Below are 25,401 nucleotides of genomic sequence, written 5' to 3' on the forward strand. Positions count from 1 at the left end.
CCAAGATTAAGGAGGAACGCATGGCCGTTCTCGCAGCTAAACCAGCTCCAGATTTTTCCGCTGTCGCCGTAATGGAAGATGGCAGCATCAACGAAAACTTTAACTTCAAAGATTACCTCGACGGCGACTATGGCCTGCTGTTTTTCTACCCGCTCGACTTCACCTTCGTGTGCCCAAGCGAGATCCTCGCGTTCCACAACCGCATGAAAAAGTTCAAAGAGCTTGGCGTTAAAGTTGTTGCTGTGTCTGTTGACAGCCAGTTCAGCCACGTTGCATGGCGCAACACGCCTACAGCCGAAGGTGGCCTCGGCCCGGTTGACTTCCCAATGGTTGCAGACATCACCAAACAGATCGCACGCGATTATGACGTGCTGATCGAAGAAGACGGCGTTGCCCTTCGCGGTACGTTCCTCATCGGTAAAGACGGCCTCGTTTGGCACCAGACAGTGAACAACCTGCCACTTGGCCGTAACGTTGACGAATATGTTCGTCTTGTTGAAGCGCTTCAGTTCCATGAAGAGCACGGCGAAGTTTGTCCTGCCGGCTGGAACAAAGGCGACGAAGGCATGAAAGCTGATGCCGCAGGCGTTGCTGACTACCTCGGCAAACACGCTGGCAAGCTTTAAGCCTTAAAAATTTCCAGGCTTAAATATAGAAGCCCCGGGCCTTGTGTCCGGGGCTTTTCTGTTGGTGGCGCAGCAACCCAACGCTAAATTCTTAGCTCACAAAGCCCACCCCTGCCCGTCTGTCCCCTAAGAATTCGTTTTCCAAATGTGTTCAAGGGACAGCCCATGCCACTCAACAGCCAATTCAACGCCGCCATCACTTTAGTGCTGAAAAACCTGAACCCGGTTATTCAGTCCCTGATGTCCCGTAAGGATTACTCGAACCCGAGAGCGCCGTTTGATGTGCAGGAGAAAACCCGCGATCTGAGCGCCTACAAACAACTATTGATGACGACGCAGGCGTCGGGGAGCCAGGAAGATGCGGATGCGCTTCTGGCTATGACAAAAGAGCCAATCCAGCCGGATATCAACCTGATGATGTCCTCCAACATTACGCTTTCGCGCATGGGACAGCTCAACACCGACCGCACCATTGAGCCAGTCACCGCAACTGGGCAGAACAAGCTTCTCGGCAGCCTTGAAGACAGCATCATGAAAATGGTGGCCGCGTCACAATACAGCCCGCAACCGGCACCGCCACCCGACCCGCCGCCACCGCCACCGCCGGTGGTCGGCACAGCAACTATCGCCATCCGTTCCATCCAGTTCACCAGCCGCCACGAAAACCCACCCGGGACAAAATCGCTGGTGCAGAACGCTGCCAATACATACACCCGCGCAGACGGTGTCAATGTTGCCACAACGCTTGATAACAGCGCCGCCGCCTATAACGCGCAGGAGTGGGATATCACCCGTGGCGGCGGTGGGCCTGAGCCTTTTTCGCAAACACAAAACACAGCACCAGCGCTTACCGTTGTGTGCAGAGTGGGCGCTGTCGGCGGTAGCGTTACCGTCGCCGGCTTCGCCGGACAACTGGCCGGCACCCCGGGCCAGATCAACGGTGCCAATTATGGCCCGGGGCCCTTTAATATCGCGCTGAACCAGACTGGCATGCTGCCCGGCGCGCCTGCGGTTATCGCAAGCGGCGCCACACAAGACTTCACACTGACCTTTACGGGCGGCGCCAATTTCCCAACAGAGATCGGCGTGGCAGACCTGGGGCTCAGCGTCACGGTTAACTCGAACGCGCCTGCCGTTACAGATAACGTGGCCGCCGCAAGTCGGGTTTATCTCACCTTTGGGGCACCTGCAGGTACGGTGACTTCGCCAGCACCCAATAATTTTGCGCTCGGTGGCAACGTGCAATCTGTCACACCGGCGCGGCTTGAGCTTGCCATTCAGGCAGTACGTGACGGCAGCACCAGCGGCATCGCTGGCGTACCCGGCTTCGCCTACGCCAATGCAGAAGCCTGTGTGGATGCCAGCTTCCTCTTTCTCAAGAACCTTGGCGTAAGCTTCGCGCTGGGGTATCGCTGGCAGGCGCCGATCAACGAGACCGGCCTTACCAACACGGTCGGCGGGGCGCAGCCGCCGCTTCATACCTACCTGTGGATGGCGATGAGCCCACTCGCCGGGGTGGTGCCGCCCGCGAACCTGCCTGCGACCGAAGCCTGGGCCGAATGCCACAACCTGGCGGTCGCCTTTGTGCTTCTGAATGAAATTCTTGGCCTTGCGCCCTTTGTCGTCAATTACGGCATGGGCAACCTGCTAGGTTACGCGACGGATTACCCGCAACCGCGCCGCGCTGACATCGCCCCCTACCCGCCAATGGTTGGGGCGCTAAAGGGTGCGCTTCATATGCCATACAACAGGAACTTCCTGATGCCCAATACCCTGCCCGCACAGCAGTCGCTCGGATTTGTTGATCAGCATGGCGGCGTGAACAATTTTGAAGGGGTGACCATTTTCAACAACGCGCGGCTCTACCCCATCGGGGAGGTGATCCTGGCCGACCATAACCGCGACACCAATGCCAACAATTATTACGCCGAGTATGACCATACAACGACCGATTACGTGGACCCGGCCAATGGTGTACCGCTCGGTTTCAACGGCGCCAACGGTCTGGCCCCGCTCGTCTTCTCCGGTGACTGGATCTGGTGGTTCCTGAACGGTGGCGGTGGAATTGGTTGGTCCTGGCAGAACGGATACGTACCAGACCCCTATCCCGGCACTGTCGTACCGTTCCTGTCCTTCGGTATACCCGGCTGCTTCTGGTGGCAAAATTAAATGTGGGGAGATAGATCATGAGCGTTACAAAACCAACGCAGATACCGCCTTATGCAGACCTTGGTACCCTGTTGATGACCGCCCCGACGGACAAGGGCACGCGCCCTTCCAGCGTGCAGGAAAAAATGGCCGTTAACAGCCACCTGAGCTGGCTCAAGGCTGTACTTAAAAAAGGCTTCCAGCCCGACGCATCCGCCGCCAGCTACTGCCGCATCTTCGCGCAGGAAGAAGACAAGTTCGACATCGTGCGCGGCGGTTATATGGTGGACATGGACCATATGGTCACGGCCAGCAGCAAGTTTGTGCTCAGCATCTCCACCACCGCCATCCCGGTCAGCAGCGAAGTCACCCCCGCCAAACAAGCCGAAGCCACAGCCCGCGCGCTTTTCAACTGGCCCCCGCGCACAGCGGCGCCCTTTGAGGAGCTGGGCACAGACGACGACTTTCACTATGGCATCCGGCAAGTGAGTAAACCCATGCCACTGAGCGGCAAAAGCACCGAGCGTCACTGGCCATCATGGGAAGAAAGCTTCGCCTGGTGGTGTGACGGGCAAACTGCGTCTTTCATCTTCACCAAAGCCCCCGGCGGGCCGACGCAGGAAGTTATCACGCCTGGCGAGGACGCTAACCAATATTGGTTCACATCACCGCCCAAAAGCCGTTAATCCAGCAGTGCCGGCACCTAAAGGCTTTCCCCACAGCCCACCGGCCTCACCACAAGCCCCGGAGAAATCCGGGGCTTTTTTTTATCCGCCACTCAGGCTAGCCTCACGCTTAAGCATCCAGCAAAACGATACCTTGGGGGAGACAGCCATGACCATATCAACCATCAAAGCAACTTTCACAGCCAGTGCGCTTGCGCTCACTGCCGCTATGCCAGCTTTTGCGCAAACAACGTTGAGCGCGGAAGAAGAGGCTATCAAAGCCGCCGTCGAGGCTGACTATGACGCCCAGATCAACTTCCTAGAGAAAATCACCAACATCAACAGCGGCACACGCAACCTTGAAGGTGTGCGGGCTGTTGGCCGCGAGTTTGATACTGAGTTCAAGGCGCTCGGTTTTGATACCCGCTGGATTGATATGCCCGAAGGCATGGACCGTGCTGGTCATTTTGACGCGAGCTATAACGCGGGCGACGGCAAATCCGTGCTGCTGATCGGCCATCTGGACACCGTGTTCCCAAAAGACAGCCCGTTCCAGACCTTTGAGCGCGACGGTGACCGGGTCACCGGCCCCGGCGTGGTGGATATGAAAGCGGGCGACGTGATCGTGCTTTATGCGCTCAAGGCGCTCAAAGCCACCGGGCATCTGGACAGGGGCAGTTACCGCGTGATTTTCACCGGCGATGAAGAGTCGACCGGCAAACCGCTATCCGTCTCCCGCAAGGATCTGATTGAAGCGGGCAAGGCGTCAGACTTTGCGCTCAATTTTGAAGGCGGATCAGACGGCATGGCGGTGATCGGACGGCGCGGGTCGTCCAACTGGTCGCTCGAGACAACAGGCAAACGCGCGCATTCAAGCGGTGTGTTCAGCGATGATGTGGGCGCAGGCGCAGTGTTCGAGATGTCCCGCATCCTCAACCGGTTTTATGGTGAAGTGCGCGGTGAACATGGCCTTACCTTCAACCCCGGTGTACTGGCGGGCGGCACCTTCATCACGGAGGGCGAGAACGCATCCACTCAAACCGCCTTTGGCAAAACCAATGTGGTGGCGCAAAAAGCCGTGGTGCATGGCGGCCTAAGGTTCATGAGCGAAGAGCAAAAAGAGCGCGCACGCGCCAAGATGCGCGAGATCGTGGCCGACCACCTGCCCGGCACAAGCGCCACCATCACGTTTGAGGACAGCTACCCCGCCATGCAGGAGGGACCCGAGAACACCCGCATGCTGGGCGTGATGAGCGATGTGAACGTGGCGCTGGGCATGGGACCCATCACCGCCTACCCGCCTTCGAGGCGCGGTGCGGCGGACGTGAGCTTTGTGGCACCCCACACCCCTTCCATGGACGGGCTTGGTGCTTTTGGTGGCGCTGGCCACACGCCAGATGAATGGCTTGACCTTTCAAAACAGAAATTCGCCACCACCCGCGCCGCGATCTTCCTATACCGCCTGATGCGGGAGGAGTGACCGTAGAAGCACCGCAGCTTACGGGCAAAAAATAACAAGCCGGAACTCACCGGCTTGTTATCATCATCTCCCGGCGCCAGAGCTTTCGCCAGCGTTCACCAGCGTTCACCAGCGCGCTTACCGGCCGCCTTCATCTTCCTCAGCGCCCGAGCCTTCCGTGCGTTGCTTGGGTTCCTGAATTTCTTCAATACCCACCGTGCCGGTGCGGCTTCCGCGCTGTTTGTTCAGCTTGATCAGCATTTTAAGCTGCTCAGGCGAGAACCGCATATGGTTTTGCGCCACATCGGCCATATCGGTCACCAGCGTGCTGGCAATATTCACCGGCACGTCATTGATACCGCTTACTTGCGCTGTGGCCAGTGCAGAGCCATTGGTTTGCAATGCGCCGCCGTAATCGCGTGTATTGCCGCGTACGCTGGCCACCGTCCAGTCGTCCACATCCGGCTTCAGGCGGCGCGCACCCTCAATATTCTCCCGCACCCGACCCTGATACAGATAGGTCAGCAGGTGCGCTTTCAGGTCTTCCTGAAAGTTGGGGAAAAACATGTTGTAACGCTCATAAAGGCTCGAAACCCGCACGGTTTTCCCACCCTTCAGATAGGTGCCCCGGTTCGAGTTGATGAACTCGGTCGCGTTGGCAGCAAGCTGGGCATAAAGCGTATCGCCGGTGAAGGCTTCTTTGCGGATGTTCGGCCCCGCAATGATCCCCTCAAACAGGCCATAGATAATCAGGGGTTCGTGCGACAGGCTGCGCGCGAGGATGTTATAGCGAATATCGTTGAGCGAAATAGCCGTGCCACGAATGGTGATGAACTTGCGCTCCAGCATGCTGTCATCCCCATACAGGAGGTCTTGCATGTTATTCTGGCTATGGCGCATCAGCTCTTCCAGAAACGCCACATTATGCAGGTTCAGCCAATAGGCTACCTGCTCGTTGGTCGACAGCTGGGTGATCGGCGTTTTATCAAGCACTTTTTCAAGGCTTTGCCTGATCTGCTGTACCACCTCATAGGCGTCTTCGTCCTCTAAAGCGGCGGCGTAAAACCGGTTGCCTTCATAAGCGGTATAAACATTCCGTTTAGCCTTGAAACGTGTGCCGATGTTGCTTTTGATATCACCGGCGCGCTCGCGGGTGCTTGGCCCGGTCACCAGCACGATATTCTTCAAAAGCCCACTCACGTCATCATAGTTGATGCGGATATCAAGGCTTTCGCGGGCTTCCGCGCTGGCCCCGTCATCGGCCTTTTGCGCCTGCACCCCCGGCGCGCTAACGCCAAGCGCTGCCATCAGGCTCATCGCTACAAGTCTTCCTGATAAGTATCGCATGATGCTTCCCCTATTCCTGCTCCACTTATACAGTATTAAACCACTAGTTTAGGCAGAAGTGAAGACGGTACATTCCCCTCACGCCTGTACTCAGGTGTGCCTTTACTGGCCGCTTTCATCTTCCTCCGCGTCCGGGCCTTCCATGCGCTGCCTGGGCTCCATGATTTCTTCAATACCCACTGTGCCGGTGCGGCTTCCGCGCTGTTTGTTCAGCTTGATCAGCATTTTAAGCTGCTCGGGTGAGAAGCGCATTTGGTTCTGGACCAGATCAGCGATATCGGTCACCAGCGTGCTGGCGCTGCTTGCCCCCCTACCATGTATTTGCGCTGTGGCCAGTGCAGAGCCATTGGTTTGCAATGCGCCGCCGTAATCGCGTGTATTGCCGCGTACGCTGGCCACCGTCCAGTCGTCCACATCCGGCTTCAGGCGGCGCGCACCCTCAATATTCTCCCGCACCCGACCCTGATACAGATAGGTCAGCAGGTGCGCTTTCAGATCTTCCTGAAAGTTGGGGAAAAACATGTTGTAACGCTCATAAAGGCTCGAAACCCGCACGGTTTTTCCACCCTTCAGATAGGTGCCCCGGTTCGAGTTGATGAACTCGGTCGCGTTGGCAGCAAGCTGGGCATAAAGCGTATCGCCGGTGAAGGCTTCTTTGCGGATGTTCGGCCCCGCAATGATCCCCTCAAACAGGCCATAGATAATCAGGGGTTCGTGCGACAGGCTGCGCGCGAGGATGTTATAGCGAATATCGTTGAGCGAAATAGCCGTGCCACGAATGGTGATGAACTTGCGCTCCAGCATGCTGTCATCCCCATACAGGAGGTCTTGCATGTTATTCTGGCTATGGCGCATCAGCTCTTCCAGAAACGCCACATTATGCAGGTTCAGCCAATAGGCTACCTGCTCGTTGGTCGACAGCTGGGTGATCGGCGTTTTATCAAGCACTTTTTCAAGGCTTTGCCTGATCTGCTGTACCACCTCATAGGCGTCTTCGTCCTCTAAAGCGGCGGCGTAAAACCGGTTGCCTTCATAAGCGGTATAAACATTCCGTTTAGCCTTGAAACGTGTGCCGATGTTGCTTTTGATATCACCGGCGCGCTCGCGGGTGCTTGGCCCGGTCACCAGCACGATATTCTTCAAAAGCCCACTCACGTCATCATAGTTGATGCGGATATCAAGGCTTTCGCGGGCTTCCGCGCTGGCCCCGTCATCGGCCTTCTGCGCCTGCACCCCCGGCGCGCTAACGCCAAGCGCTGCCATCAGGCTCATCGCTACAAGTCTTCCTGATAAGTATCGCATGATGCTTCCCCCATTCGCGCTCTACCTATGCGGTATTAAATCACTAGTTTAGGCAGAAGTGAAGGCAGTATATTCCCCTCACGCCTGTACTCCTTCTATCGCCTGATGCGGGAGGAGTGAGAGCAGCTTTCTTGCCCATAGTTATAACATGCGTTATAACTATGGGGTGACAAGGGGCAGGTGATGGCAGAAGTTAAAGTAACAACCGTGGGCAATTCCACAGGCGTGGTTCTCTCAAAAGAGCTGCTCGCGAAATTGCGCGTCTCGAAGGGGGACAAGCTTTATGTGAGCGAAACGCCAAACGGCATTGAGCTGACATCATACGACCCTGAGTTTGCCCGCCAGATGGACCTGGCGGAGGAGATCATGCGCGAAGACCGCGACGTGCTCAGAAAACTCGCAAAATAAGCCATGAGCCAACACCCCCTAGACCGCGAGCCTCTATGGGTTGGGGAACAGGTGGTGCGGGCTGTGCATCAGCGCCAGTTGGCGGAGCATGGCGGCGGCGAAGGGGTGCGCGATGAAAGTCTGCTCATCTCCGCCCTCAACCGGCCCAAAAGCCTGTTTGACTATAGCGACCCGGCACCAGACCTCGCGGCCCTTGCAGCGGCCTATGCTTACGGCCTGTGCCGTAACCACCCTTTTGTGGACGGCAACAAACGCACGAGCCTGATCATCTGCCAATTGTTCCTGAAGCTGAACGGCGCAGCGCTCACCGCACCACCCATGGAAAAATACACTACCTCCATGAAGCTCGCAGCGGGTGAGATTGGTCAGGCGGAGTTAGCGGAATGGATGAGCGTGCATATTCAAGTGTAAGGTTTGATCTTCCTCCACCAACTGCGTCGCGATCTTGCTCTACCGCCTGATACGATAGAGACACCGCTCCCAGATTACCTAGTCACCTACCAGTTCACTGTTTGGCCATAGCCACATTTGACTCACTCTCTACAAGAGTAGTAACCTGAAATTGTATTAATGAACGTAAAAGTTAACGGAGAGGACAATGACCGTTAAATCCACAGCCTTTGTGATATCCTTTGCAGTTTGCTTCTGCGGAGAAGAGGCGTTTGCCGGCAGTTCCAAACAGCACGAAGAACTGGAGCCGGGTTCCTGCTCAGATTCCAGTCCCGGTGGCGGAACAGATGCAGACAGGATGATCCAGAATGCTATCAATCACGCCATTGCTTGGTGTAGCGATGCTGGCGGCGTCAAAGAAGGCAATAAGAGGTCCGATTGGACTGCCCGAGATGAAGACGGTGGCCAGTTCTGTCGTGTAACCGGAAGAATTGAGTGCAATAGCTAGTTATTTCTCGGGAGTAGATCAATGCGGTACTGGACTGTGGTTTCAAGCATGCTGCTGTTCTTGGCCATTGTTGTTCCGACCGCTGACGTGGATGCGCAAGACCATCTCACCATCTGTGAATTTGACCCTATTCCGGAAGACTATTTAGTAGTCCAACGCGCGATCCCGTGGTCACCTTGTGGTAAACAGACAGCGATGAAGCTTCGGAAGCTCGGGCCAAAAGAAATGACGGTGTGTGACGGTACGCCGCAACGGCAAGTTCCGCCACCGAACTACCATGTGGTAATTAAGAATATTCCGTCAGGCATCTGCGGTTCGTGGCGCAAAGGACCAGCAACTTGGGAACCATGGACAGCTATCCGCATTCGAAACATACACTAAGCTAGCTGTGGACGACATGCATCCAGGATATGCCGCTGGGGCCTGTTATAAACGCGGCTCGCACACAGCTGAACTGCTGTACCAGGTAGATGCCACAACATCAGCATACAGGACCCGCGGGCCCAGACTTTGCTAAACAATAAACTCCTGAACTTATAAAGCGAATGGCAATCGATTTATGCTTCGCGGCAGCGATGACGCACGTATGACGTCTGGCTCGCCTCAATGGTGAAACCGCCAGAGATTCTCATAGATAACCAACACCATTGATGAACTATCGCCTTATAGATCTTGAAATTGAATCGTACACGATTATATAGGTTACATGATATTAAATCACACTGTACGCAGTGAAGGATAAGGAGCAGGACATGGCGGATGATATGAAGCTGTCGCTCAAGCTGGATGACCAGCTTTGTTTTGCGCTGTATTCGGCGGCCAGTGCGCTTAAAAAAGCTTATCGGCCCGCGCTTGATACGCTTGGGCTGACCTACCCGCAGTATCTGGTGATGATGGTGTTGTGGGAGCGGGACAGCCGGACCGTAAGCGAGATCGGGCACAAGCTGTTCCTTGATAGCGCAACGCTCACCCCCTTGCTGAAACGCATGGAAGGCCAGGGCCTTATCAGCCGCAAACGCGCCGCGGATGACGAGCGGCAGGTGATTGTTTCGCTAACGAAACAAGGTGTGGAACTTGAAGCCCAAGCGGGTGCGGCGCCAGTGGCGGCGTTTCAGGCTTCCGGCTGCACGCCAGATGAACTGATAGCGCTTCGGGACCGGCTTAAGGAACTGCGGACAGACCTGATAGCAGCAACCGGATAGGCGCGGCGACCTGAGGGCAGAAACCTGAGGGCAGAAACAGGGCATCAAGCGAGGTGGTTTCACCTCTCAGCCCCAGCGCTTTCTCCCTATCATGGTTTTGCCATATAAATAGTGCACGATTTAATTGCTAACGAGTAAATGACTATCAACCCTGAGACCCGAACAAACCAACCCTAAACCCCAAAGGAGACTAAATTATGAAACTCGAAAAAACCCTTTATACAGCCCATGCAACAGCAACCGGCGGCCGTGAAGGCACCGCCAAAACCGATGACGGTGTTTTGGACCTTCGCCTTTCCACCCCCAAGGGCCTTGGCGGCGCGGGCGGCGACGGCACCAACCCTGAGCAGCTTTTTGCTGCAGGCTATGCGGCGTGTTTCATCGGCGCGATGAAAGCCGTGGGCGGCAAAACCGGCATCAAGGTGCCCGCAGATGTTTCCATTGCTTCCAGCGTTGGCATCGGCCCGATCCCGAACGGGTTTGGCATTGAGGTTGAACTTAATATCTCCCTGCCCGGCCTTGACAGTGAAACGGCTGAAAAACTGGTGGCAGCGGCGCACCAGGTTTGCCCATACTCCAACGCAACGCGCGGCAATGTGGAGGTAACCCTCAACATCGCATAAAGTGTGGCGGCGCATACCCGGTTTATGACGAAAACCCGCCACACCTGCGCCACACTTATAGCCACACATCCGCCACACCCTTTGTGTAATTTCGCGGATGAAAGCCTGACAAGAGCCCCTTTTTTGAGGGGCTCTTTTAATTTTAGGCGAAAATTCACCCTAAACTGGCCAGCGGCCGCCCGCGCCCTACATGATTTTTGGGGTTACTGGGGGGAACTGGGTTCATGAAAAAATACATCAAGCGCAGCCTGTTGGCTCTTGCAGCCATCATCACAGTGACGACGGTGTTTATTGCTATCTGGATCAGGCCACCAGCAGCGGCGGAGGAGCGGTTGTTTTATGGTGGGCCGGTGATCACCATGGCCGACGCAGGCGTGGTGGAAGCCGTGCTGGTGCGGGACGGCAAGATCGTCGCCGTGGGGGATGAAGCGGAGGTCCACGCGCTTGCAAGCCCTTCTGTTACAAAGATAAATCTGGATGGCAGAACCCTGATGCCCGGCCTGATTGAACCCCATAGCCATATGATTGCCAGTGCGCTTCTGGGGGCCGCGATTGACGTGAGCGGCTTTGCGCATGATAGCCGGGCCGAGGTAATGGCGACGCTGAGGCGCGAGCTTGAGGACTGGCAGGGCGGCGAATGGGCCATAGCCTTCGGCTGGGACCCGGTAATGGTTGACGACCTTGAGCCGCCAACTTTGGCCGAGCTGGATGCCCTCTCGCCTGAGCGCCCACTGGTGATTTTAACCCAGATGATGCATGACGCTTACGCAAATACCAAAGCCCTGAAAGCCGCAGGAATCCTGGAGGATAGCCCTAACCCACCGGGCGGGGAATATGTGCGGGATGCGGACGGCAAGCTCACCGGCACGCTGCGTGAAGTGGGCGCGATCGGGGTGATTTTGGGGGCACCGCCAGCGCCGCCAAAGGGAGCCGCAGACCTGCTCCTCAACCTCCAGATGGGGGCCTATGCGCGGGCTGGTTATACCACGGTGGCGGAGCTTGGCCCGGTGGGACGGGTGCATGACCCGGTGGCGCTGCTCAAGCGCAGGCTGGAGGCAGAAGGCGCGCCCATTCGTGGCCTGATATACGCCCTGCCCCCGCAAATTTCTCCGAGCCAAACCCCTGAAGATAAAGACAAAACCGGCGCTGTAGTTGGTGTTAAGTTCTGGATGGACGGCTCCCCTTACGCGGGCGGTGCAGCGTTTGAGGAACCCTATGAGGACAGCGCACTGGTGCGCGAGCGGCTGCACCTGAAAGCCGGGCATCGTGGGGCGCTCAACTATTCAGGCGATGATTTTGAAGCGGCCTTCGCGGCATACCACAGGCGCGGGTACCAGATTGCTGTGCATGTGCAGGGCGAACGCGCGGTTGACCGTGTGCTGGATGCTGCGGAAAAGGCGTTTGAGGCCAGCCCGCGCGCGGGCCATCGCCACCGGCTGGAGCATAACGCGCTCATCACCAAGGCGCAGCTTGAGCGCGCGCAAATCCTTGGTTTCACAACAAGTTTTTTCATCGACCATATTTATTTTTATGGCCACCGGCTGCCGGAACTGGTGGGCGAGGCGCGCACACAGCGTTATATGCCGATCCGCACCGCGCTTGAGGCCGGGCATCATGTCAGCTTCCATGGTGACCATCCCGCAACGCCCATTGGCCCGTTCCGGAGCTTTGCAACAGCGGCGCTGCGCATCCCCCGGCGCGGGGAGGCTGCGCTTGGCGCGCATGAACGTTTGTCCCGTCTTGAAGCCCTTCAGGCCATGACAACCGGCCCTGCGTGGCAGCTCGGCCTTGAGCATGAGCGCGGCAGCCTTGAAGTTGGGAAATCCGCCGATCTTGTGATGCTTTCGCATAACCCGCTGGAGACCGATGACGCTGATCTCCACGATATTCGGGCGCAGAAAACCTGGATAGAGGGACGCGAAGTAGACGCTCGCGTCGCCACCCGTTCAAACGCGGGGCTGTTGTGGGATGTGATTATCGGTTTCTTCTAATGTGCCGGATTATCGGTGGTAATTCCCGTGCGCGTGCCTATCTATGTCATCCGGGTGCGCGACGGGAGACGATATAATGACTGATACTCAAAAAACGACCGCCACAGGTGGCTGCCTTTGCGGCGCTGTCCGCTATGAAATCACCGGCCCACTACGGGACGTGGTGAACTGCCACTGCGGCATGTGCCAAAAACTGCACGGCAGCTTTGGTGCGCATACCAAGGCTTTGAAAAAGAACATTAAAATCACCAGAAGTGACGGCCTCGCGTTCTATAAAACCTCAGACGTAGCAGAGCGTGGTTATTGCCGCGACTGTGGTTCAAGCCTCTTTTGGCAACCAATTGAGTTGGATGCGACCGGCATCCTCGCAGGGTCCCTTGATGACACGTCGGGCCTTAAAACCATGGGGCATATCTTTGTGGGTGAGAAGGCTGAGTTCGTGGAAATCACCGATGGCCTGCCACAGTTTAAAGCATCGTCTGACGGCGCGTTCACCGGCGATTACCGGTGAATTTCTCGTGAATCATCCGGTGCCTCAAGCCGCTCGTTGAGCCCATAATCCCGCATCACATGGGCAACCCGCAGGCGGTAATGCTCAAATACACGCGCGCGGCCGTCACGCTGTGCTGCGCGATGTTCCATATGGTTTCGCCAGCCCATCACAGCCTCCTCATCCCGCCAGAATGAGAGGGAGAGATATTGTCCTTTATTTGCAAGACTTTCAAAACGCTCGACCGAAATGAAGCCGTCCATCTCAGGCAGAAGCTTGCCCAGCGTGGCCGCGTGGTCAAAATAGGCGTTTTCCATGCCTTTCTTGGGCTGAAGCTCAAAGATAACAGCGATCATGCGGCGGACTCCGGAGCTTTCCCGGTGTTGAAAAACCGCAGCAGTTCAAAGCCTTCTGCGGCGCGCAAAAAGGTTCGCTCTTCCTTGAGGATAAATTTCTCCCGCTGCGCCATCTCAAAATTCTCACGCCCGCGCTCATCGGTTTTAAGGCGGCTCCGGTATGCTTCATAAGCAGCTAAACTCTCAAAACAAATTAGCCCCAGCGCTACATTATTCGTACCTTCATGCGGCAGAAAATAGCCAAAAAGAACACCGCCGCAAGCCGGAATAATCTCCGCCCAAGCCTTTGAATAAGCTTCAAATTCATTCAGTTTAAACGGATCTATCTCATAGCGGATGCAACAAAGAATGCTCATACTTCTCTCCAGTTCACAATTGGGTGTGGAGGCCATGATAGCGGCTTGATCATCATCCTTGCTTCGATTAACATCGAACTATGAAAGACGGACCAGACATCGCGCTTATCGCGTCGCTTATCGGCGACCCGGCCCGAGCCAACATGCTTACCTCCCTGATGGGTGGCACGGCCTTGACCGCGACCGAGCTGGCAGATGAGGCAGGCGTGACCAAACAAACCGCCTCGAGCCACCTGAGCAAACTGGAAACCGGCGGCCTGCTGGGTATTCGCAAGCAAGGCCGTCACCGCTATTACCAACTTTCAGGGCCTGATATTGCGGACCTTCTGGAGAACTTGATGGGCGTCGCCGTTCGCACCGGCCATATCCGCACCCGTCCCGGCCCCAAAGACCCCGCGCTCAGGCATGCGCGGGTATGTTACGACCATTTAGCCGGTGATATGGGCATCCAGCTTTATGAAGGCCTGCTCGCGCGCGGGCTTTTGTTTGAGCATGAAGGTGAACCCGTTATCACCCCCGTTGGCGAAGGGTTCATGAAACGCCTTGGTCTGCCGCTCGACACCCTCGTACGCGCCAAACGCCCCTTATGTAAAGCCTGCCTGGACTGGAGCGAACGCCGCACACACCTGGCTGGCGCCCTTGGCGCAGCCCTTCTTGAGCATATCTACGCCAAAGGCTGGGCAAGCCGGAAGGAGGGCAGCCGCGAGGTGACCTTCACCAATAGCGGACGCGAAGAGTTCAACCGCTTTTTCGGCCCGGCTTGAGTTTCCGTTCCATGATCTGAGTAAGACATCAAATAAGCTATTTGACAGCGCTGTCAAATATAGCAATATTAGCCCCTTAACTGGTACCGATTTGTGCAGGCACTGCAAACTGTAAAATACTTTAAAAACAAAGATTAAGAGACATCACCATGGCAGACGACCTCCTTCACGCACGGCCCAAGTTTAACATTGGGCAATCAAGCCTGTCTGTCGGGCCAATTGCCTATGGCTGTTGGCGCTTTGCGGGCACGGAGGTAGCCCCTGCGCAAGCGAAAATCGAGGCGGCGCTGGCATGCGGCATGACGCTTATTGATACCGCCGACATATACGGCAAAGGCAGTCCCGGCGGTTTTGGCAGTGCGGAAGAACTGCTCGGTGAGGTGTTGAAGGCGCAACCGGGCCTCAGGTACGACATGGTACTCGCAAGCAAGGGCGGCATATGGCCGGGCACGCCATATAACTCCAGCAAAGCTTACCTCACCACAGCTTGCGAAAAGTCTCTCAAACGCTTGAACACGGAGACGATCGACCTGTACCAGATTCACCGTCCTGACTTGTTGACACCCATGGCGGAGGTGGCCGAAGCGCTGTCCGCCTTACGGTCCCAAGGCAAGATACGCGAGGCCGGAGTTTCCAATTTCACACCCAGCCAGTTCAGGGCACTGCAAGCGCATCTGGACTTCCCGCTGGCATCACAGCAGCCGGAGTTTTCAGCGCTGGAGCTTTCACCTGTTTTTGACGGCACGCTCGACCTATGTCAGGAGTTTGGCGCGCTTGCACTTGCGTGGTCTCCGCTTGGTGGCGGAAGGCTGATGACCGGACAGGCTGACACAGCCGAAGGCCAAACGCGTCTGGATAATGTTATCAAGGCACTCGATGACATCGCTGAGAAAAACAACACAGACCGCGCCGCAGCAGCACTTGCTTTCACCATGGTACACCCGGCTGGCGTGATACCCATCATCGGTACACAGACACCGGCCCGCATCACGGAAGCTGCGCGCGCTGCTAAAGTCAAGATCAGTCGAACAGACTGGTACGGTGTACTTCAGGCAAGCATTGGTGCCCGCCTGCCCTGACAAAGCAGGCTAACCCTCATCATCTTCACACTACCGCAAAGCGGCTTTTCAATTTGACATTGCATGCCTATGCTGTGGGCGGGGAATTGATATTTGGGAAGATAATGTTCCGTACCATATTGTGCGCTGCGCTTGTCGCAGCATTTTTCACTGCCCACGCACCGCTTTGGGCTGAAACAGCTGTTATTCGCCATGTCTGGACAGTGGACACCGGCCTTTTTGAGCCGGAATCTGTCGCTATTGATGAAAACCATGGCGCCATCTATGTGTCTAACGTGGTGGGCTATGGCAAAAACGGCCAAGGCTATATCAGCAAGCTCTCAATGTCTGGCCGTGTGATTGCAGCGAAATGGATAGAAGGGCTTGATGCTCCAACCGGCATGGTCCTGTTCGGCGAGGAACTCTTCTTCGCAGACTTCAACATGCTGAAAGTCGCCGATGTGAAAACCGGTGAAATCGTGCGGGAGTATCCAGCACCCGAGGTTAACCCCTGTTTTAACGACGTTGCTATAGCAAGTGACGGAACTGTCTATATCTCCGCAAGCTGCAGCCAGAAGATCTATACCCTGAAGGATGACACGCTTGTGCCTCTAATTGAAGACAGCGCAGCGCTTAAGTTCGTCAACGGGCTCTATGTCGCCAACAATATGTTACTGAGTGGCGGTTGGCAGATATGGATATGGGACCGCAATACCGGCAAGCCTCTGGCAAACGGGCCAGTAACCCGGCAGGCGGACGTGAAGGACATTGACGGTGTTGCCTGGGATGGTGAAGCCTTCATCATTTCCATGGTGGACGACACCCGGCTTTGGCGGCTTGGGGCCGACGGGGTCGCTGCCCCTATCTCCGAAGAAGCTTTTCACGCCGTTGATTTCCAGTATGATTTTGTTACAGGCCTTCTTGTAATACCCCGCATCATTGGGGAAAGTGACCACCGTGTTTCCGCTTACCGGCTGTCGTTTCAATAAGCGCGCCCTGAAGCGCCATGAGCACAAAGGATAATATCATGCGCATTCTGATCACGGCGCTTGCCCTGTTTTTCTCCGCCCATGTGAGTGCAGAGCCTATTGAGCAGCTTGCCCCGCTCGCACCCTTCACCGGCAAAACCTGGCGCACGGTTGATGGCAGCGTGGACGGCTCGGAAAACTTTAGCGATATCTCAAAATGGGAGTGGATATTGCACGGCCGCGTGATGCGCATCACCCACAGCGTTGGTGGCGGCTCCTACGCGGGCGAAAGCCTGATCCATTGGGATGATGTGCAAGGCAAGATCATTTACCGCTATGTCACCACGGCAGGCTTCTACACAGACGGGGTCATCACACCTGTTGAGGGCGGTATTGACGTGCACGAGTTCATCCGTGGGTCAAAAGGCGGCCCCACCGAGACCCTTTCTGGCTACCGTATTGAGAACGGGCAGATGCACGGCTGGTCAAAGCTGTTAACAGATGGTGTCTGGAGCGAAGCGAATACCTTCATCTATGAAGAAGCGCCCGATGCAGTGCCAAATATTGACTAACTAACAAGACTGGCAAACTGCGACAATTGCTCACACTGACGGTGCTCGAAACACAGGCTATGTTCCGCGCAGCTTAAAACTGCCAATGGGATGCCTTGCCATGTCAGACACTGTTTACCGGACCCCTTCGCTTGTCTCCCGCGCCTTCCGTGCGCTGCCCTTTGTTGGCAGCCTTATCAAAGACGCAGGCAAAAGTGACGAAGCGCTGATCTTCGCGCTTTTAAACGCTGTTATGCTGTGGGTTTTTGCCGGTATTTTCTGGGGACTTGAAGGCGTGCTTGCGGTCGCGCTCGGCCTCGTGCCTGTGGTGCTAATCACCTTGTGTGCGGCTATGCTGTTTAGTGGCAAGGCACGCTAACCGGGGCATGCTATTCCACCGGGAAACCGAGCGTCACCGTCGTACCGACACCCTCAATAGATTCGATATCCAGTCGCCCGTCTATCAGCGTCATGAGGCGGCTAACGAGCGGCAGACCAACACTCATGCCGCCGTTAGGGTCTGAGGTATAGGCGTGACCTGGCCGCTCGAAAACAGATAACGCGACCTTCATTTCTTCCTTGGGCATGCCAGCCCCTGTGTCTGTTATTCGGATCGTGAAATGGTTTTCATCAAGGGCACCGTGCACGGTTACAACGCCGTTATCGGGCGCATGTTTCATGGCGTTCGACAGCACCTTGATGAGCGCCTGCCGCATGATGCGCACATCTCCTTTGATCTCAATCGACTGACACTGGGTATCGAGGAAGATATGCTTCTCACGCGCGACAGGTGCCAAAAGCCCAACACTCATGTCCACAACATCCTGCGGGTCGAACGGGTCATGCGCGACCTCAAACCGCCCAGCCTCCAAGTCAGAAACGCTCAATATATCCGACATAAGTACCAGCAACTGCTGCCCGTTATTGCGAATAAGGCTCAGGTATTCGCGCTGTTTTTGCGCGTCAACCGGGCTATGTGATTGGGAAATCAGCAGGTCGGAAAAACCGATGATGGCATTAAGCGGCGTGCGGACCTCATGGCTGATGTTGGCGAGGAAACTTGACTTGATCCGCAAAGCATCCTCTGCGCGTTGTTGCGCGTCATCCAACTCATCCGCCCTCAGACCCAGAGCCTCATTTGCCATGGCAAGATGTTTGGAAAGGGCCGTCCGCTCAGCCTGCTCCCGCCGGTACCGCATGGTGAAAAGCCACATCAGGATAACCGCAAACGCAATCGTCGCCACCGGCACACTTTCAAGTCCACCAAGCGCGCCCGATGCGGTCAGCACTGCGTCCGCCAACATCGCCATGATCATGATGGCCCAACCCGCCAGCGCCACGTTCGCCCCCAAACGGCGCTTGTTGCGGGCCCGCAGGAACACCATCAACACCATCACGCCGCAAATGCCGGCCACCAGCATATAGGGATTGCGCGTTTCAAACACCCAAGGCAGCGGTGCGGCAATCGCGACCAGCGCAAAAAGGCCAGACACCCCAAACAGCAACTGCGCACCGCGCACACTGGCTTCCTTGGGGAACAAACCACAAGCCAGCCCGTAGAACATAGGCAACAGTGTGAAGAAGGTGACATATTCGAACCGCAAGGAAGCGGGATAAGAGATGAAAGGCAGAAACAGCCACTCAAAATCCTGCACGAAAATGAGCCGTATAGCGATCAGCACAAGTACAACACCGCCGCTATAATAATAACTTTCCCCCGCGTGCCATAGCGCCAGCAAAATGGTGTAAAGCCCGATCGCGATAAACAAGCCCGCAAAAAGCATGATGGCCGCCAGCCTGCCGTCCTCCGTGCGCTGTGCCAACGCAGCATCCCGGATAACCGGTGCCGTCATCAAGCCAGCCTGAAAATGCGATGTGTTCGCCACATGCAGCACAAGGGTAAAGTCGCTTGCACCGAAGTCGAGCAGCATATGTTTGGGCGGCGCGCTTGCGCTCGTTTCCGGGTTCACCACTGAGGGGTCCCCATTGCCGCCAAGCTTGTAAACTCGCGGCCCGTCATCTCCGTCCACAACGGCGTAATATCTGTAAACGCTTCTGATCTTGCCAGTCACCAAGGCAGAATCCGCCGGAACGCCAGATACACCTCTTATGTAGGTGATTGTGCCGAACGCACCATCGGCGCCAGACTGGCCACTCATGAAATCAGGGATCATCACTTCGCGTGCGTCTCTCGCACGCGCGGCGGCCAGTTCAGGGTTAACAAGCTCTTCGTCGATCGCGCGCCAGCCAGCTTCAAGCGTCATTCCGTCGCCGCGATCGGGCGCATAAAGCACAAACGGCGACGAAACCATCAGGCCGCCCAAAAATACGATCAACGCAATTAAGATCCAGTGTCTCGCCAACTTGCACCCCTTGCCCCTGCCCGAGCCACCATTGTCGGCACACTTTCATGCGGTAAGGCAATCAGATTTTGGGCATTTCACCAATATAATATAACCGATACTGCAAATGCATGCCTGAAGCTTCAGGCCCGCCTTGTATCGCCGGGATGCTGCCCAATCTTGGTTCCTCATCAGTTGAGCGAAAGGATTTCCAGCATGAAACGGAAGATTGGCAACTCTGACCTTGAAGTGAATTCAATTGGATTGGGCTGCATGGGCCTCAGTGCATTTTACGGCAAACCGGTGGAGGAAAGTGAGGGCATATCGCTAACTCACGAAGCAATTGAGCGAGGTGTTGATCACTTCGACACGGCTGAAATGTATGGGCCGCACACGAATGAAACCCTGCTTGGAAAGGCGCTGAACAGGCGTAGGGATAAAGTGGTGCTGGCTACAAAGTTTGGCATCGTTGCTCCCGCCCATACCGGCAGCAAAGGCGCACTTGATGGTAGCGCAAAAAACTGCCGCCGGGCCGTTGAAGGCTCACTCAAGCGCCTGCAAACAGACCATATTGACCTTTATTATCTTCACCGACTGGACCCTGATACACCGATTGAAGAAACCGTCGGGGCCATGGCTGAGCTGGTTAAGGAAGGCAAGGTGCGCGCAATCGGCCTGTCCGAAGTGTCCGCCGATACACTGCGCCGTGCGGCCAAAATTCATCCAATCGCCGCCGTGCAATCGGAATATTCGATCTTCACACGGGCAATTGAAAACACGCTGTTCCCGGCCCTTGAGGACCTTAACACCAGCCTTGTCGCCTATTCACCACTGGGGCGGGGTATGCTTGCGGGGGCTTATCAAGGCGGGAAACGCCCGGCGGCAGATGATTGGCGCTCCCTCTCCCTACCTCGCTTTGAAGGCGAAAACTTTGATGCCAACCGTATGCTTGCTGCAGAAGTTATCGCGCTCGCGGGCCAGAAAGGCGTGTCAGCATCGCAAATGGCCCTTGCCTGGGTGCTTGCGCAAAGCGACCGTGTTGTGACCATCCCTGGCACCACAAAACTGGCAAACCTGGAAGCCAATTTAGGCGCTTACGACGTCAATCTGACAACAGAAGATCTGGAGCATCTGGCACCGCTTGCGGAACAGGTGGCTGGCACCCGATATAGCGACTTTGGCATGAAGCTCGTCGACGCCTGATAACATGTTGGTCAGCCGGGAGATTTCGACCTTCCGGCTGATTAATTCGCCTTCCCGATCACCCTCATCGAAACATTCCATTGAGTATGCTGCGCCAATCGCTTGGCAAATGGCGGGCGAGCTTTTATGTAAAGGGCAAGACAGTAATGACCCCGTGTACGGCACTAGGCCGAACCGGCAAGATGAGGACACCAGACATGGCTGAAACCAAACACACCGACCTGCTTATAATCGGCTCAGGCCCAGCGGGCTACACAGCTGCAATTTACGCTGCTCGCGCCAGCCTCAACCCAACTATCGTGACCGGTATGCAGGCTGGTGGCCAGTTGACCATCACAACAGACGTGGAAAACTACCCCGGTTTTGCTGACGCGGTACAAGGCCCAGACCTGATGGAGGCCATGCGCCAGCAGGCTGAAAATGTGGGCACGGACATCGTCTACGATCTCATCACTGAAGTTGACCTCAAGGCAACGCCAAAGCGGGCTGTGGGCGATAGCGGCACGGTTTACACCGCAGACGCTGTTGTTATCTCAACCGGCGCACAAGCCAAATGGCTTGGCCTTGAGACAGAGCAGAAGTTCAACGGATACGGCGTATCTGCCTGCGCAACATGTGACGGTTTCTTCTACCGCGGCAAAGAGGTTATTGTGGTTGGCGGCGGCAACACCGCCGTTGAGGAAGCGCTGTACCTCGCAAATATCTGCTCAAAGGTGACAATCATTCACCGCCGCGATGAATTCCGGGCAGAAAAAATCCTGCAGGATCGCCTGTTCTCTACCAAGAATGTTGAGGTAAAATGGGATACGGTGCTCGAAGAAGTTGTCGGCACTGAAGCCCCGCTTGGTGTGACCGGTGTGAAACTGAAGAATGTGAAAACCGGCAATATTGAAGATGTGGCTGTGCACGGTGTCTTTATTGCCATTGGCCACACACCTTCAACTGAGCTGTTCAAAGGCCAACTGCCGATGGACGAAGAAGGTTATCTGTTCAAGAAGCCTGACAGCACCCAAACAGACATCCCCGGCGTTTATGCGGCAGGTGATGTAACTGATAAAGTTTACCGTCAAGCTGTTACCGCCGCAGGCATGGGCTGCATGGCAGCACTTGAAGCTGAAAAATATCTGGCCGAGCTGCACCACGCTGCCTCCAAAGCAGCAGAATAAGCACAGCAGACCACTCGTATATTCGAGATTTCAAGGCGGCTTCGGCCGCCTTTTATTTTACGCCTCAGTTTTTTTGAAACGTAGGGCGATTGTTAGTTTTCTTTTAATCGCAATCGATTACTCTGCGCTCATCCTAAGGGGGTCGAACAAAGCTAAATACATATGACGGTTGAATAAATCCCGTCAGAGGAGAATGGTTTGTGTTCGATGCAATAAAAAAACTTCAGACATCTGATCGCAGTGCGAGTGCATCAATCGATGCCCTATCGCGCTCTCAGGCCATGATTGAATTCAAGCCTGATGGCACGATCCTGAGTGCCAACAGCCTGTTCCTCCAAACAATAGGCTATACGCTCGCTGAAATTGTCGGCAAGCATCACAGCATGTTTGTAAGGGACGCGGAGGCTGCGAGCTCCGGTTACAAAGAATTCTGGAGCGCCCTTCGGCAAGGTACCTATCAGTCACGGACCTTCCAGCGGGTTGCCAAAGGTAACCACCCTATATGGCTCCAAGCCATCTATGTGCCCGTTACCGATAAAAGAGGCCAAGTAGAAAAAGTTATCAAGTTCGCGACAGACATCACTGCCGCTGAACTCAAAAACATCGATGCAGAGGGCAAGTTGGCCGCGCTTGACCGGGCGCAAGCGGTCATTGAATTTGAACTTGACGGAACAATCATCACCGCGAACGAAAATTTCCTTGTCGCCACAGGGTATACGCTCGAGGAAATCGTCGGCCAGCATCACAGCCTCTTCGTCAAACCCGAAGTGGCCGCGAGCGAAGAATACAAACTATTCTGGCAGCAGCTGCGCGAAGGCGAGTTCAAAACCGCAGAATTTCAGCGCATCAATAAGAACGGGGACGATATATGGCTTCAGGCTATTTATAACCCGGTCGTGGACCGCGGCGGCACACCGTTGAAGGTCGTTAAATTCGCGTCAGACATCACCGAACGAAAAATCAGGAACTCTGATTTCCGGGGAAAAATAGAAGCGCTGAACAAGGCGCAGGCCATCATCGAGTTTGAACTAGATGGTACCATTATTACTGCAAACCAGAATTTTCTGGACGCAGTGGGATATGCCCTCAACGAAATACGGGGGAAACATCACCGCATCTTTGTCGAGCAAAGCCATCACGGAAGTTCGGAATACGCTGCTTTCTGGAAAGACCTAGCGGCAGGCGCCTTTCAGAGCGACGAGTATAAACGCGTCGACAAGGACGGAAATGATCTGTGGTTACAGGCTACTTACAACCCGATCTACGGTCCGGATGGCAAGCCCTTTAAAGTGGTGAAGTTTGCCTCTGACATCACTGAAACCGTATTGGCGCGCGATGAAGCCGCCCGCATTGCGGCTCTGGTTGATACCAATCTGGAAAACATTCTGACATCTGTTTCCGAGGCTAGAGAGAAATCTGGCTCAGCGGCCAGCGCCTCGAGCCAAACGGACTCCACAGTACAAACTGTTGCTGCCGCCGCAGAAGAGCTCAATATATCCTTTCAGGAAATCGCCGTGAACGTGGCAACCGCACGGAAGGCCGCCGAAGAGGCAGTAGCGGAGTCTGGTGCTGCCGATGCGTCGACCAAGGAGTTGACTTCGGCGGCTGAGGCCATGAACAAAATTGTCACTCTCATCAATGACATTGCCTCCCAGATCAATCTTCTTGCCCTTAACGCCACTATCGAATCCGCTCGAGCGGGCGAAGCAGGCAGAGGGTTTGCGGTTGTCGCAAGTGAGGTGAAAAACCTCGCAAATCAGGTGGGCACTGCCACCAATCAGATCTCTGGCGAAATTGACCGCATGCAGTCCATCTCATCCGAAGTTGTCCAGAAACTGGGGAAAATCAATAGCTCTGTCACTAACTTGCAAGGAAACGTTATGGAGATTACAAGCTCCATTGACGAGCAGACCGTCGTAACACGTGAAATATCTGGCAGCATGAACACAGCGGCCACTGCGGTCGCCGACATCAACCAGAACCTGCTTTCCCTGACCAATAACATCAGCACAGCTAAAGAATATGCGGAGGAAGGCATCACCCTCTATCGCAGCACCAATACGTAAAAATGTGGGTAAGGGACTCTTCTGGTATGCGGAGCCCAATCCCGCCGAAAGTCACTTCAACGCAGCTTCAATGGCGGCTTTTGCCGCCAGCCCAGCCTCGGTCAACAGTACAATATTCCTGCCGTCGCCCTCGTTTTGTAGCTGGATAATCCCGGCACCGCTTGGTGTCAGCATGGAGATATGCTGATACGCCTGTGGCTCGGTCATACCAACTGCGCGCGCAACATCACCCACCGTTGGTTCGTTCAAATCCACCACAACAAGGAAACAGATAATGGCTTCTGCGGTAAGCCCAGGGTACTGAGCCTTGAAATAACTGGCCGCATGTTCAAGAACAGCTTTGTTGCTCACACTATGGTCCCCAAGCGATATCTGTACCGTTTCATCACTGCAATCGGGGCTTGCTCCCCCCTCTTGATCAGATAGTATGCAAAACAAAGAGTTACAGCAACAGCATCGATTAAATGGCTGGCTATGCCCTTTTAGCGTTTTTGCTGACCGGGAGACACCTGATGGACTGGGACAGGTTACGTATATTTCACACCGTTGCGGAAAGTGGCAGCTTTACGAACGCCGGTGCACGTCTCAACTGTAGCCAGTCCGCCGTTAGTCGTCAGATCCGGGCGCTTGAGGAAAGCTTGAATGTTTCCCTGTTCACCCGGCACGCACGCGGCCTTGTCTTAACACAGGAAGGGCAGGAGCTTTATAACACCGCCCGTGAGGTGGTGCTGCGGATCGAAGAAACCGAACGCAGCCTGATGGAAAGCCGCGAACGCCCCTCAGGCCTTTTGCGGGTAACAACCATGGTTACCTTTGGTGCCGTGTGGCTGACACCGCACCTTGAGCAGTTCATGACCGAATATCCGGATATCGATATCAAATTGATTCTTGATGACGCAGACCTCGATCTTTCCGCCGGGGAAGCTGACGTCGCCATCCGGCTGCACGAGCCGGAACAGGCCGAACTTATCCAGCGCCCGCTCGCTACCTTCCACAGCCACATTTATGCCAGCCCCGAGTATCTCGACGCGCGCGGCACGCCCATCACAACCGATGATCTCGATAACCACGACCTGATCACTTTCGGCATCAGCAACGTGCCCACTATTCGTGGCCTCAACTGGCTACTGACGGTTGGCACACCGCGTAAAAGCCGCGTACCGCGCCTGCAGGTCAACAACCTTTATGGTGTGATGCACGCTGTTGAAGCTGGCATGGGTATTGCCGTACTGCCCGACTATCTGGTGCACAACAGGCAAAACCTTGTGCGGGTATTGCCCAAGGCAGAAGGCACGCCGTTCAACGCTTATTATTGTTATGCGCCGGAGCTCAGGGGCTCCCTTCGCGTGGCTTTGTTCCGCGACTTTATGGTCAGGCAGATCAGAGCAGAGAGCAATATTCTTTAAGGGTTT

The 25,401-nt window shown here is 55.5% G+C and carries 27 protein-coding genes; 21 read left to right on the forward strand and 6 right to left on the reverse strand.

The features are described 5' to 3' along the window. Positions 1–20 precede the first annotated feature (20 nt). From ACOOGA_RS04545 to ACOOGA_RS04560, 4 genes are all read left to right on the forward strand, one after another. On the forward strand, positions 21–626 hold the full coding sequence (locus tag ACOOGA_RS04545; protein WP_420429626.1) for a peroxiredoxin: 606 nt from the start codon (positions 21–23) through the stop codon (positions 624–626). Between the two features lie 165 nt (positions 627–791). Beyond that, the gene (locus tag ACOOGA_RS04550) at positions 792–2,795 is read left to right on the forward strand and encodes a hypothetical protein (RefSeq protein WP_420429628.1); all 2,004 of its coding nucleotides are present in this window, start codon (positions 792–794) and stop codon (positions 2,793–2,795) included. Positions 2,796–2,812: 17 nt separating this feature from the next. Beyond that, the gene (locus tag ACOOGA_RS04555) at positions 2,813–3,460 is read left to right on the forward strand and encodes a hypothetical protein (protein ID WP_420429630.1); all 648 of its coding nucleotides are present in this window, start codon (positions 2,813–2,815) and stop codon (positions 3,458–3,460) included. A 148-nt stretch (positions 3,461–3,608) separates the two neighbouring features. Further along, a complete protein-coding gene (locus ACOOGA_RS04560; protein WP_420429632.1) occupies positions 3,609–4,919 on the forward strand; it encodes a M20/M25/M40 family metallo-hydrolase in 1,311 nt (436 codons plus the stop codon). 117 nt (positions 4,920–5,036) lie between these two features. On the opposite strand, the gene ACOOGA_RS04565 is transcribed toward ACOOGA_RS04560, so the two are convergent. Then, positions 5,037–6,245: a DUF547 domain-containing protein gene (locus tag ACOOGA_RS04565; RefSeq protein ID WP_420429634.1), complete on the reverse strand. Its 1,209-nt coding sequence runs from the start codon at positions 6,243–6,245 to the stop codon at positions 5,037–5,039. 102 nt (positions 6,246–6,347) lie between these two features. Next, positions 6,348–7,547, reverse strand: coding sequence for a DUF547 domain-containing protein (locus ACOOGA_RS04570; protein ID WP_420429636.1), 1,200 nt, complete (start codon positions 7,545–7,547; stop codon positions 6,348–6,350). 183 nt (positions 7,548–7,730) lie between these two features. Here ACOOGA_RS04570 and ACOOGA_RS04575 point away from each other — a divergent pair, with 183 nt between their 5' ends. The 8 genes from ACOOGA_RS04575 (at position 7,731) to ACOOGA_RS04610 (ending at position 13,180) form a co-directional block, all read left to right on the forward strand. Beyond that, the gene (locus ACOOGA_RS04575) at positions 7,731–7,955 is read left to right on the forward strand and encodes an AbrB/MazE/SpoVT family DNA-binding domain-containing protein (protein ID WP_417460473.1); all 225 of its coding nucleotides are present in this window, start codon (positions 7,731–7,733) and stop codon (positions 7,953–7,955) included. Positions 7,956–7,958: 3 nt separating this feature from the next. Then, entirely contained in the window at positions 7,959–8,366 is a 408-nt protein-coding gene (locus ACOOGA_RS04580) for a type II toxin-antitoxin system death-on-curing family toxin (protein WP_420429638.1), read from the forward strand. Between the two features lie 187 nt (positions 8,367–8,553). Next, entirely contained in the window at positions 8,554–8,853 is a 300-nt protein-coding gene (locus ACOOGA_RS04585; protein ID WP_420429640.1) for a hypothetical protein, read from the forward strand. A gap of 21 nt (positions 8,854–8,874) precedes the next feature. After that, the gene (locus ACOOGA_RS04590; RefSeq protein ID WP_420429642.1) at positions 8,875–9,234 is read left to right on the forward strand and encodes a hypothetical protein; all 360 of its coding nucleotides are present in this window, start codon (positions 8,875–8,877) and stop codon (positions 9,232–9,234) included. Positions 9,235–9,605: 371 nt separating this feature from the next. Beyond that, positions 9,606–10,055, forward strand: coding sequence for a MarR family winged helix-turn-helix transcriptional regulator (locus tag ACOOGA_RS04595; RefSeq protein WP_420429643.1), 450 nt, complete (start codon positions 9,606–9,608; stop codon positions 10,053–10,055). A gap of 197 nt (positions 10,056–10,252) precedes the next feature. Next, positions 10,253–10,678: an organic hydroperoxide resistance protein gene (locus ACOOGA_RS04600; protein WP_420429645.1), complete on the forward strand. Its 426-nt coding sequence runs from the start codon at positions 10,253–10,255 to the stop codon at positions 10,676–10,678. 224 nt (positions 10,679–10,902) lie between these two features. Beyond that, positions 10,903–12,669 (forward strand): amidohydrolase, encoded by a 1,767-nt coding sequence (locus tag ACOOGA_RS04605; protein ID WP_420429647.1) that lies wholly within the window; start codon positions 10,903–10,905, stop codon positions 12,667–12,669. A 76-nt stretch (positions 12,670–12,745) separates the two neighbouring features. Continuing rightward, positions 12,746–13,180: a GFA family protein gene (locus tag ACOOGA_RS04610; protein WP_420429649.1), complete on the forward strand. Its 435-nt coding sequence runs from the start codon at positions 12,746–12,748 to the stop codon at positions 13,178–13,180. On the opposite strand, the gene ACOOGA_RS04615 is transcribed toward ACOOGA_RS04610, so the two are convergent. Next, positions 13,171–13,515, reverse strand: a complete 345-nt coding sequence (locus tag ACOOGA_RS04615; protein ID WP_417460480.1) for an antibiotic biosynthesis monooxygenase family protein — start codon at positions 13,513–13,515, stop codon at positions 13,171–13,173. The genes ACOOGA_RS04610 and ACOOGA_RS04615 overlap by 10 nt on opposite strands. Further along, a complete protein-coding gene (locus tag ACOOGA_RS04620) occupies positions 13,512–13,871 on the reverse strand; it encodes an NIPSNAP family protein (protein WP_420429651.1) in 360 nt (119 codons plus the stop codon). Before ACOOGA_RS04620 ends, ACOOGA_RS04615 begins: the two co-directional genes overlap by 4 nt. Positions 13,872–13,951: 80 nt before the next feature. Between ACOOGA_RS04620 and ACOOGA_RS04625 the strand changes: the two genes are divergently transcribed. From ACOOGA_RS04625 to ACOOGA_RS04645, 5 genes are all read left to right on the forward strand, one after another. Continuing rightward, a complete protein-coding gene (locus ACOOGA_RS04625) occupies positions 13,952–14,635 on the forward strand; it encodes an ArsR/SmtB family transcription factor (protein ID WP_420429653.1) in 684 nt (227 codons plus the stop codon). A 149-nt stretch (positions 14,636–14,784) separates the two neighbouring features. Continuing rightward, the gene (locus ACOOGA_RS04630) at positions 14,785–15,714 is read left to right on the forward strand and encodes an aldo/keto reductase (protein ID WP_420429655.1); all 930 of its coding nucleotides are present in this window, start codon (positions 14,785–14,787) and stop codon (positions 15,712–15,714) included. Positions 15,715–15,818: 104 nt separating this feature from the next. Then, complete coding sequence (locus ACOOGA_RS04635) at positions 15,819–16,682, forward strand: hypothetical protein (protein WP_420429657.1); 864 nt, start codon at positions 15,819–15,821, stop codon at positions 16,680–16,682. Positions 16,683–16,720: 38 nt separating this feature from the next. After that, positions 16,721–17,233, forward strand: coding sequence for a hypothetical protein (locus tag ACOOGA_RS04640; RefSeq protein WP_420429659.1), 513 nt, complete (start codon positions 16,721–16,723; stop codon positions 17,231–17,233). A 100-nt stretch (positions 17,234–17,333) separates the two neighbouring features. Then, a complete protein-coding gene (locus tag ACOOGA_RS04645; RefSeq protein ID WP_420429661.1) occupies positions 17,334–17,591 on the forward strand; it encodes a hypothetical protein in 258 nt (85 codons plus the stop codon). Between the two features lie 10 nt (positions 17,592–17,601). Here the strand turns inward: ACOOGA_RS04645 and ACOOGA_RS04650 are convergent, their stop codons facing one another. Next, entirely contained in the window at positions 17,602–19,548 is a 1,947-nt protein-coding gene (locus ACOOGA_RS04650; RefSeq protein WP_420429663.1) for an ATP-binding protein, read from the reverse strand. 222 nt (positions 19,549–19,770) lie between these two features. Here ACOOGA_RS04650 and ACOOGA_RS04655 point away from each other — a divergent pair, with 222 nt between their 5' ends. From ACOOGA_RS04655 to ACOOGA_RS04665, 3 genes are all read left to right on the forward strand, one after another. After that, positions 19,771–20,757 carry an aldo/keto reductase gene (locus ACOOGA_RS04655; RefSeq protein ID WP_420429665.1) on the forward strand — a complete coding sequence of 329 codons (987 nt, stop codon included), beginning with the start codon at positions 19,771–19,773 and terminating at the stop codon, positions 20,755–20,757. Between the two features lie 197 nt (positions 20,758–20,954). Further along, positions 20,955–21,923 carry a thioredoxin-disulfide reductase gene (gene trxB, locus ACOOGA_RS04660; RefSeq protein WP_417460488.1) on the forward strand — a complete coding sequence of 323 codons (969 nt, stop codon included), beginning with the start codon at positions 20,955–20,957 and terminating at the stop codon, positions 21,921–21,923. Positions 21,924–22,123: 200 nt separating this feature from the next. Continuing rightward, complete coding sequence (locus ACOOGA_RS04665; protein WP_420429667.1) at positions 22,124–23,989, forward strand: PAS domain S-box protein; 1,866 nt, start codon at positions 22,124–22,126, stop codon at positions 23,987–23,989. Between the two features lie 51 nt (positions 23,990–24,040). Here ACOOGA_RS04665 and ACOOGA_RS04670 read toward each other — a convergent pair whose 3' ends face one another. Beyond that, positions 24,041–24,340: a hypothetical protein gene (locus ACOOGA_RS04670; RefSeq protein ID WP_420429669.1), complete on the reverse strand. Its 300-nt coding sequence runs from the start codon at positions 24,338–24,340 to the stop codon at positions 24,041–24,043. Positions 24,341–24,501: 161 nt separating this feature from the next. On the opposite strand from ACOOGA_RS04670, the gene ACOOGA_RS04675 reads away from it, so the two are divergent. Continuing rightward, positions 24,502–25,395, forward strand: coding sequence for a LysR family transcriptional regulator (locus ACOOGA_RS04675; protein ID WP_417460491.1), 894 nt, complete (start codon positions 24,502–24,504; stop codon positions 25,393–25,395). Positions 25,396–25,401: the final 6 nt, after the last annotated feature.

Source organism: Kordiimonas sp. (genome assembly GCF_965216265.1).
GTDB lineage: Bacteria > Pseudomonadota > Alphaproteobacteria > Sphingomonadales > Kordiimonadaceae > Kordiimonas.

Bases quoted from the DNA above. Each gene is read 5' to 3' on its own strand.
- ACOOGA_RS04545 (WP_420429626.1), top strand. From the start codon at position 21: ATGGCCGTTCTCGCAGCTAAACCAGCTCCAGATTTTTCCGCTGTCGCC.
- ACOOGA_RS04550 (WP_420429628.1), top strand. From the start codon at position 792: ATGCCACTCAACAGCCAATTCAACGCCGCCATCACTTTAGTGCTGAAA.
- ACOOGA_RS04555 (WP_420429630.1), top strand. From the start codon at position 2,813: ATGAGCGTTACAAAACCAACGCAGATACCGCCTTATGCAGACCTTGGT.
- ACOOGA_RS04560 (WP_420429632.1), top strand. From the start codon at position 3,609: ATGACCATATCAACCATCAAAGCAACTTTCACAGCCAGTGCGCTTGCG.
- ACOOGA_RS04565 (WP_420429634.1), bottom strand. From the start codon at position 6,245: ATGCGATACTTATCAGGAAGACTTGTAGCGATGAGCCTGATGGCAGCG.
- ACOOGA_RS04570 (WP_420429636.1), bottom strand. From the start codon at position 7,547: ATGCGATACTTATCAGGAAGACTTGTAGCGATGAGCCTGATGGCAGCG.
- ACOOGA_RS04575 (WP_417460473.1), top strand. From the start codon at position 7,731: ATGGCAGAAGTTAAAGTAACAACCGTGGGCAATTCCACAGGCGTGGTT.
- ACOOGA_RS04580 (WP_420429638.1), top strand. From the start codon at position 7,959: ATGAGCCAACACCCCCTAGACCGCGAGCCTCTATGGGTTGGGGAACAG.
- ACOOGA_RS04585 (WP_420429640.1), top strand. From the start codon at position 8,554: ATGACCGTTAAATCCACAGCCTTTGTGATATCCTTTGCAGTTTGCTTC.
- ACOOGA_RS04590 (WP_420429642.1), top strand. From the start codon at position 8,875: ATGCGGTACTGGACTGTGGTTTCAAGCATGCTGCTGTTCTTGGCCATT.
- ACOOGA_RS04595 (WP_420429643.1), top strand. From the start codon at position 9,606: ATGGCGGATGATATGAAGCTGTCGCTCAAGCTGGATGACCAGCTTTGT.
- ACOOGA_RS04600 (WP_420429645.1), top strand. From the start codon at position 10,253: ATGAAACTCGAAAAAACCCTTTATACAGCCCATGCAACAGCAACCGGC.
- ACOOGA_RS04605 (WP_420429647.1), top strand. From the start codon at position 10,903: ATGAAAAAATACATCAAGCGCAGCCTGTTGGCTCTTGCAGCCATCATC.
- ACOOGA_RS04610 (WP_420429649.1), top strand. From the start codon at position 12,746: ATGACTGATACTCAAAAAACGACCGCCACAGGTGGCTGCCTTTGCGGC.
- ACOOGA_RS04615 (WP_417460480.1), bottom strand. From the start codon at position 13,515: ATGATCGCTGTTATCTTTGAGCTTCAGCCCAAGAAAGGCATGGAAAAC.
- ACOOGA_RS04620 (WP_420429651.1), bottom strand. From the start codon at position 13,871: ATGAGCATTCTTTGTTGCATCCGCTATGAGATAGATCCGTTTAAACTG.
- ACOOGA_RS04625 (WP_420429653.1), top strand. From the start codon at position 13,952: ATGAAAGACGGACCAGACATCGCGCTTATCGCGTCGCTTATCGGCGAC.
- ACOOGA_RS04630 (WP_420429655.1), top strand. From the start codon at position 14,785: ATGGCAGACGACCTCCTTCACGCACGGCCCAAGTTTAACATTGGGCAA.
- ACOOGA_RS04635 (WP_420429657.1), top strand. From the start codon at position 15,819: ATGTTCCGTACCATATTGTGCGCTGCGCTTGTCGCAGCATTTTTCACT.
- ACOOGA_RS04640 (WP_420429659.1), top strand. From the start codon at position 16,721: ATGCGCATTCTGATCACGGCGCTTGCCCTGTTTTTCTCCGCCCATGTG.
- ACOOGA_RS04645 (WP_420429661.1), top strand. From the start codon at position 17,334: ATGTCAGACACTGTTTACCGGACCCCTTCGCTTGTCTCCCGCGCCTTC.
- ACOOGA_RS04655 (WP_420429665.1), top strand. From the start codon at position 19,771: ATGAAACGGAAGATTGGCAACTCTGACCTTGAAGTGAATTCAATTGGA.
- trxB (WP_417460488.1), top strand. From the start codon at position 20,955: ATGGCTGAAACCAAACACACCGACCTGCTTATAATCGGCTCAGGCCCA.
- ACOOGA_RS04675 (WP_417460491.1), top strand. From the start codon at position 24,502: ATGGACTGGGACAGGTTACGTATATTTCACACCGTTGCGGAAAGTGGC.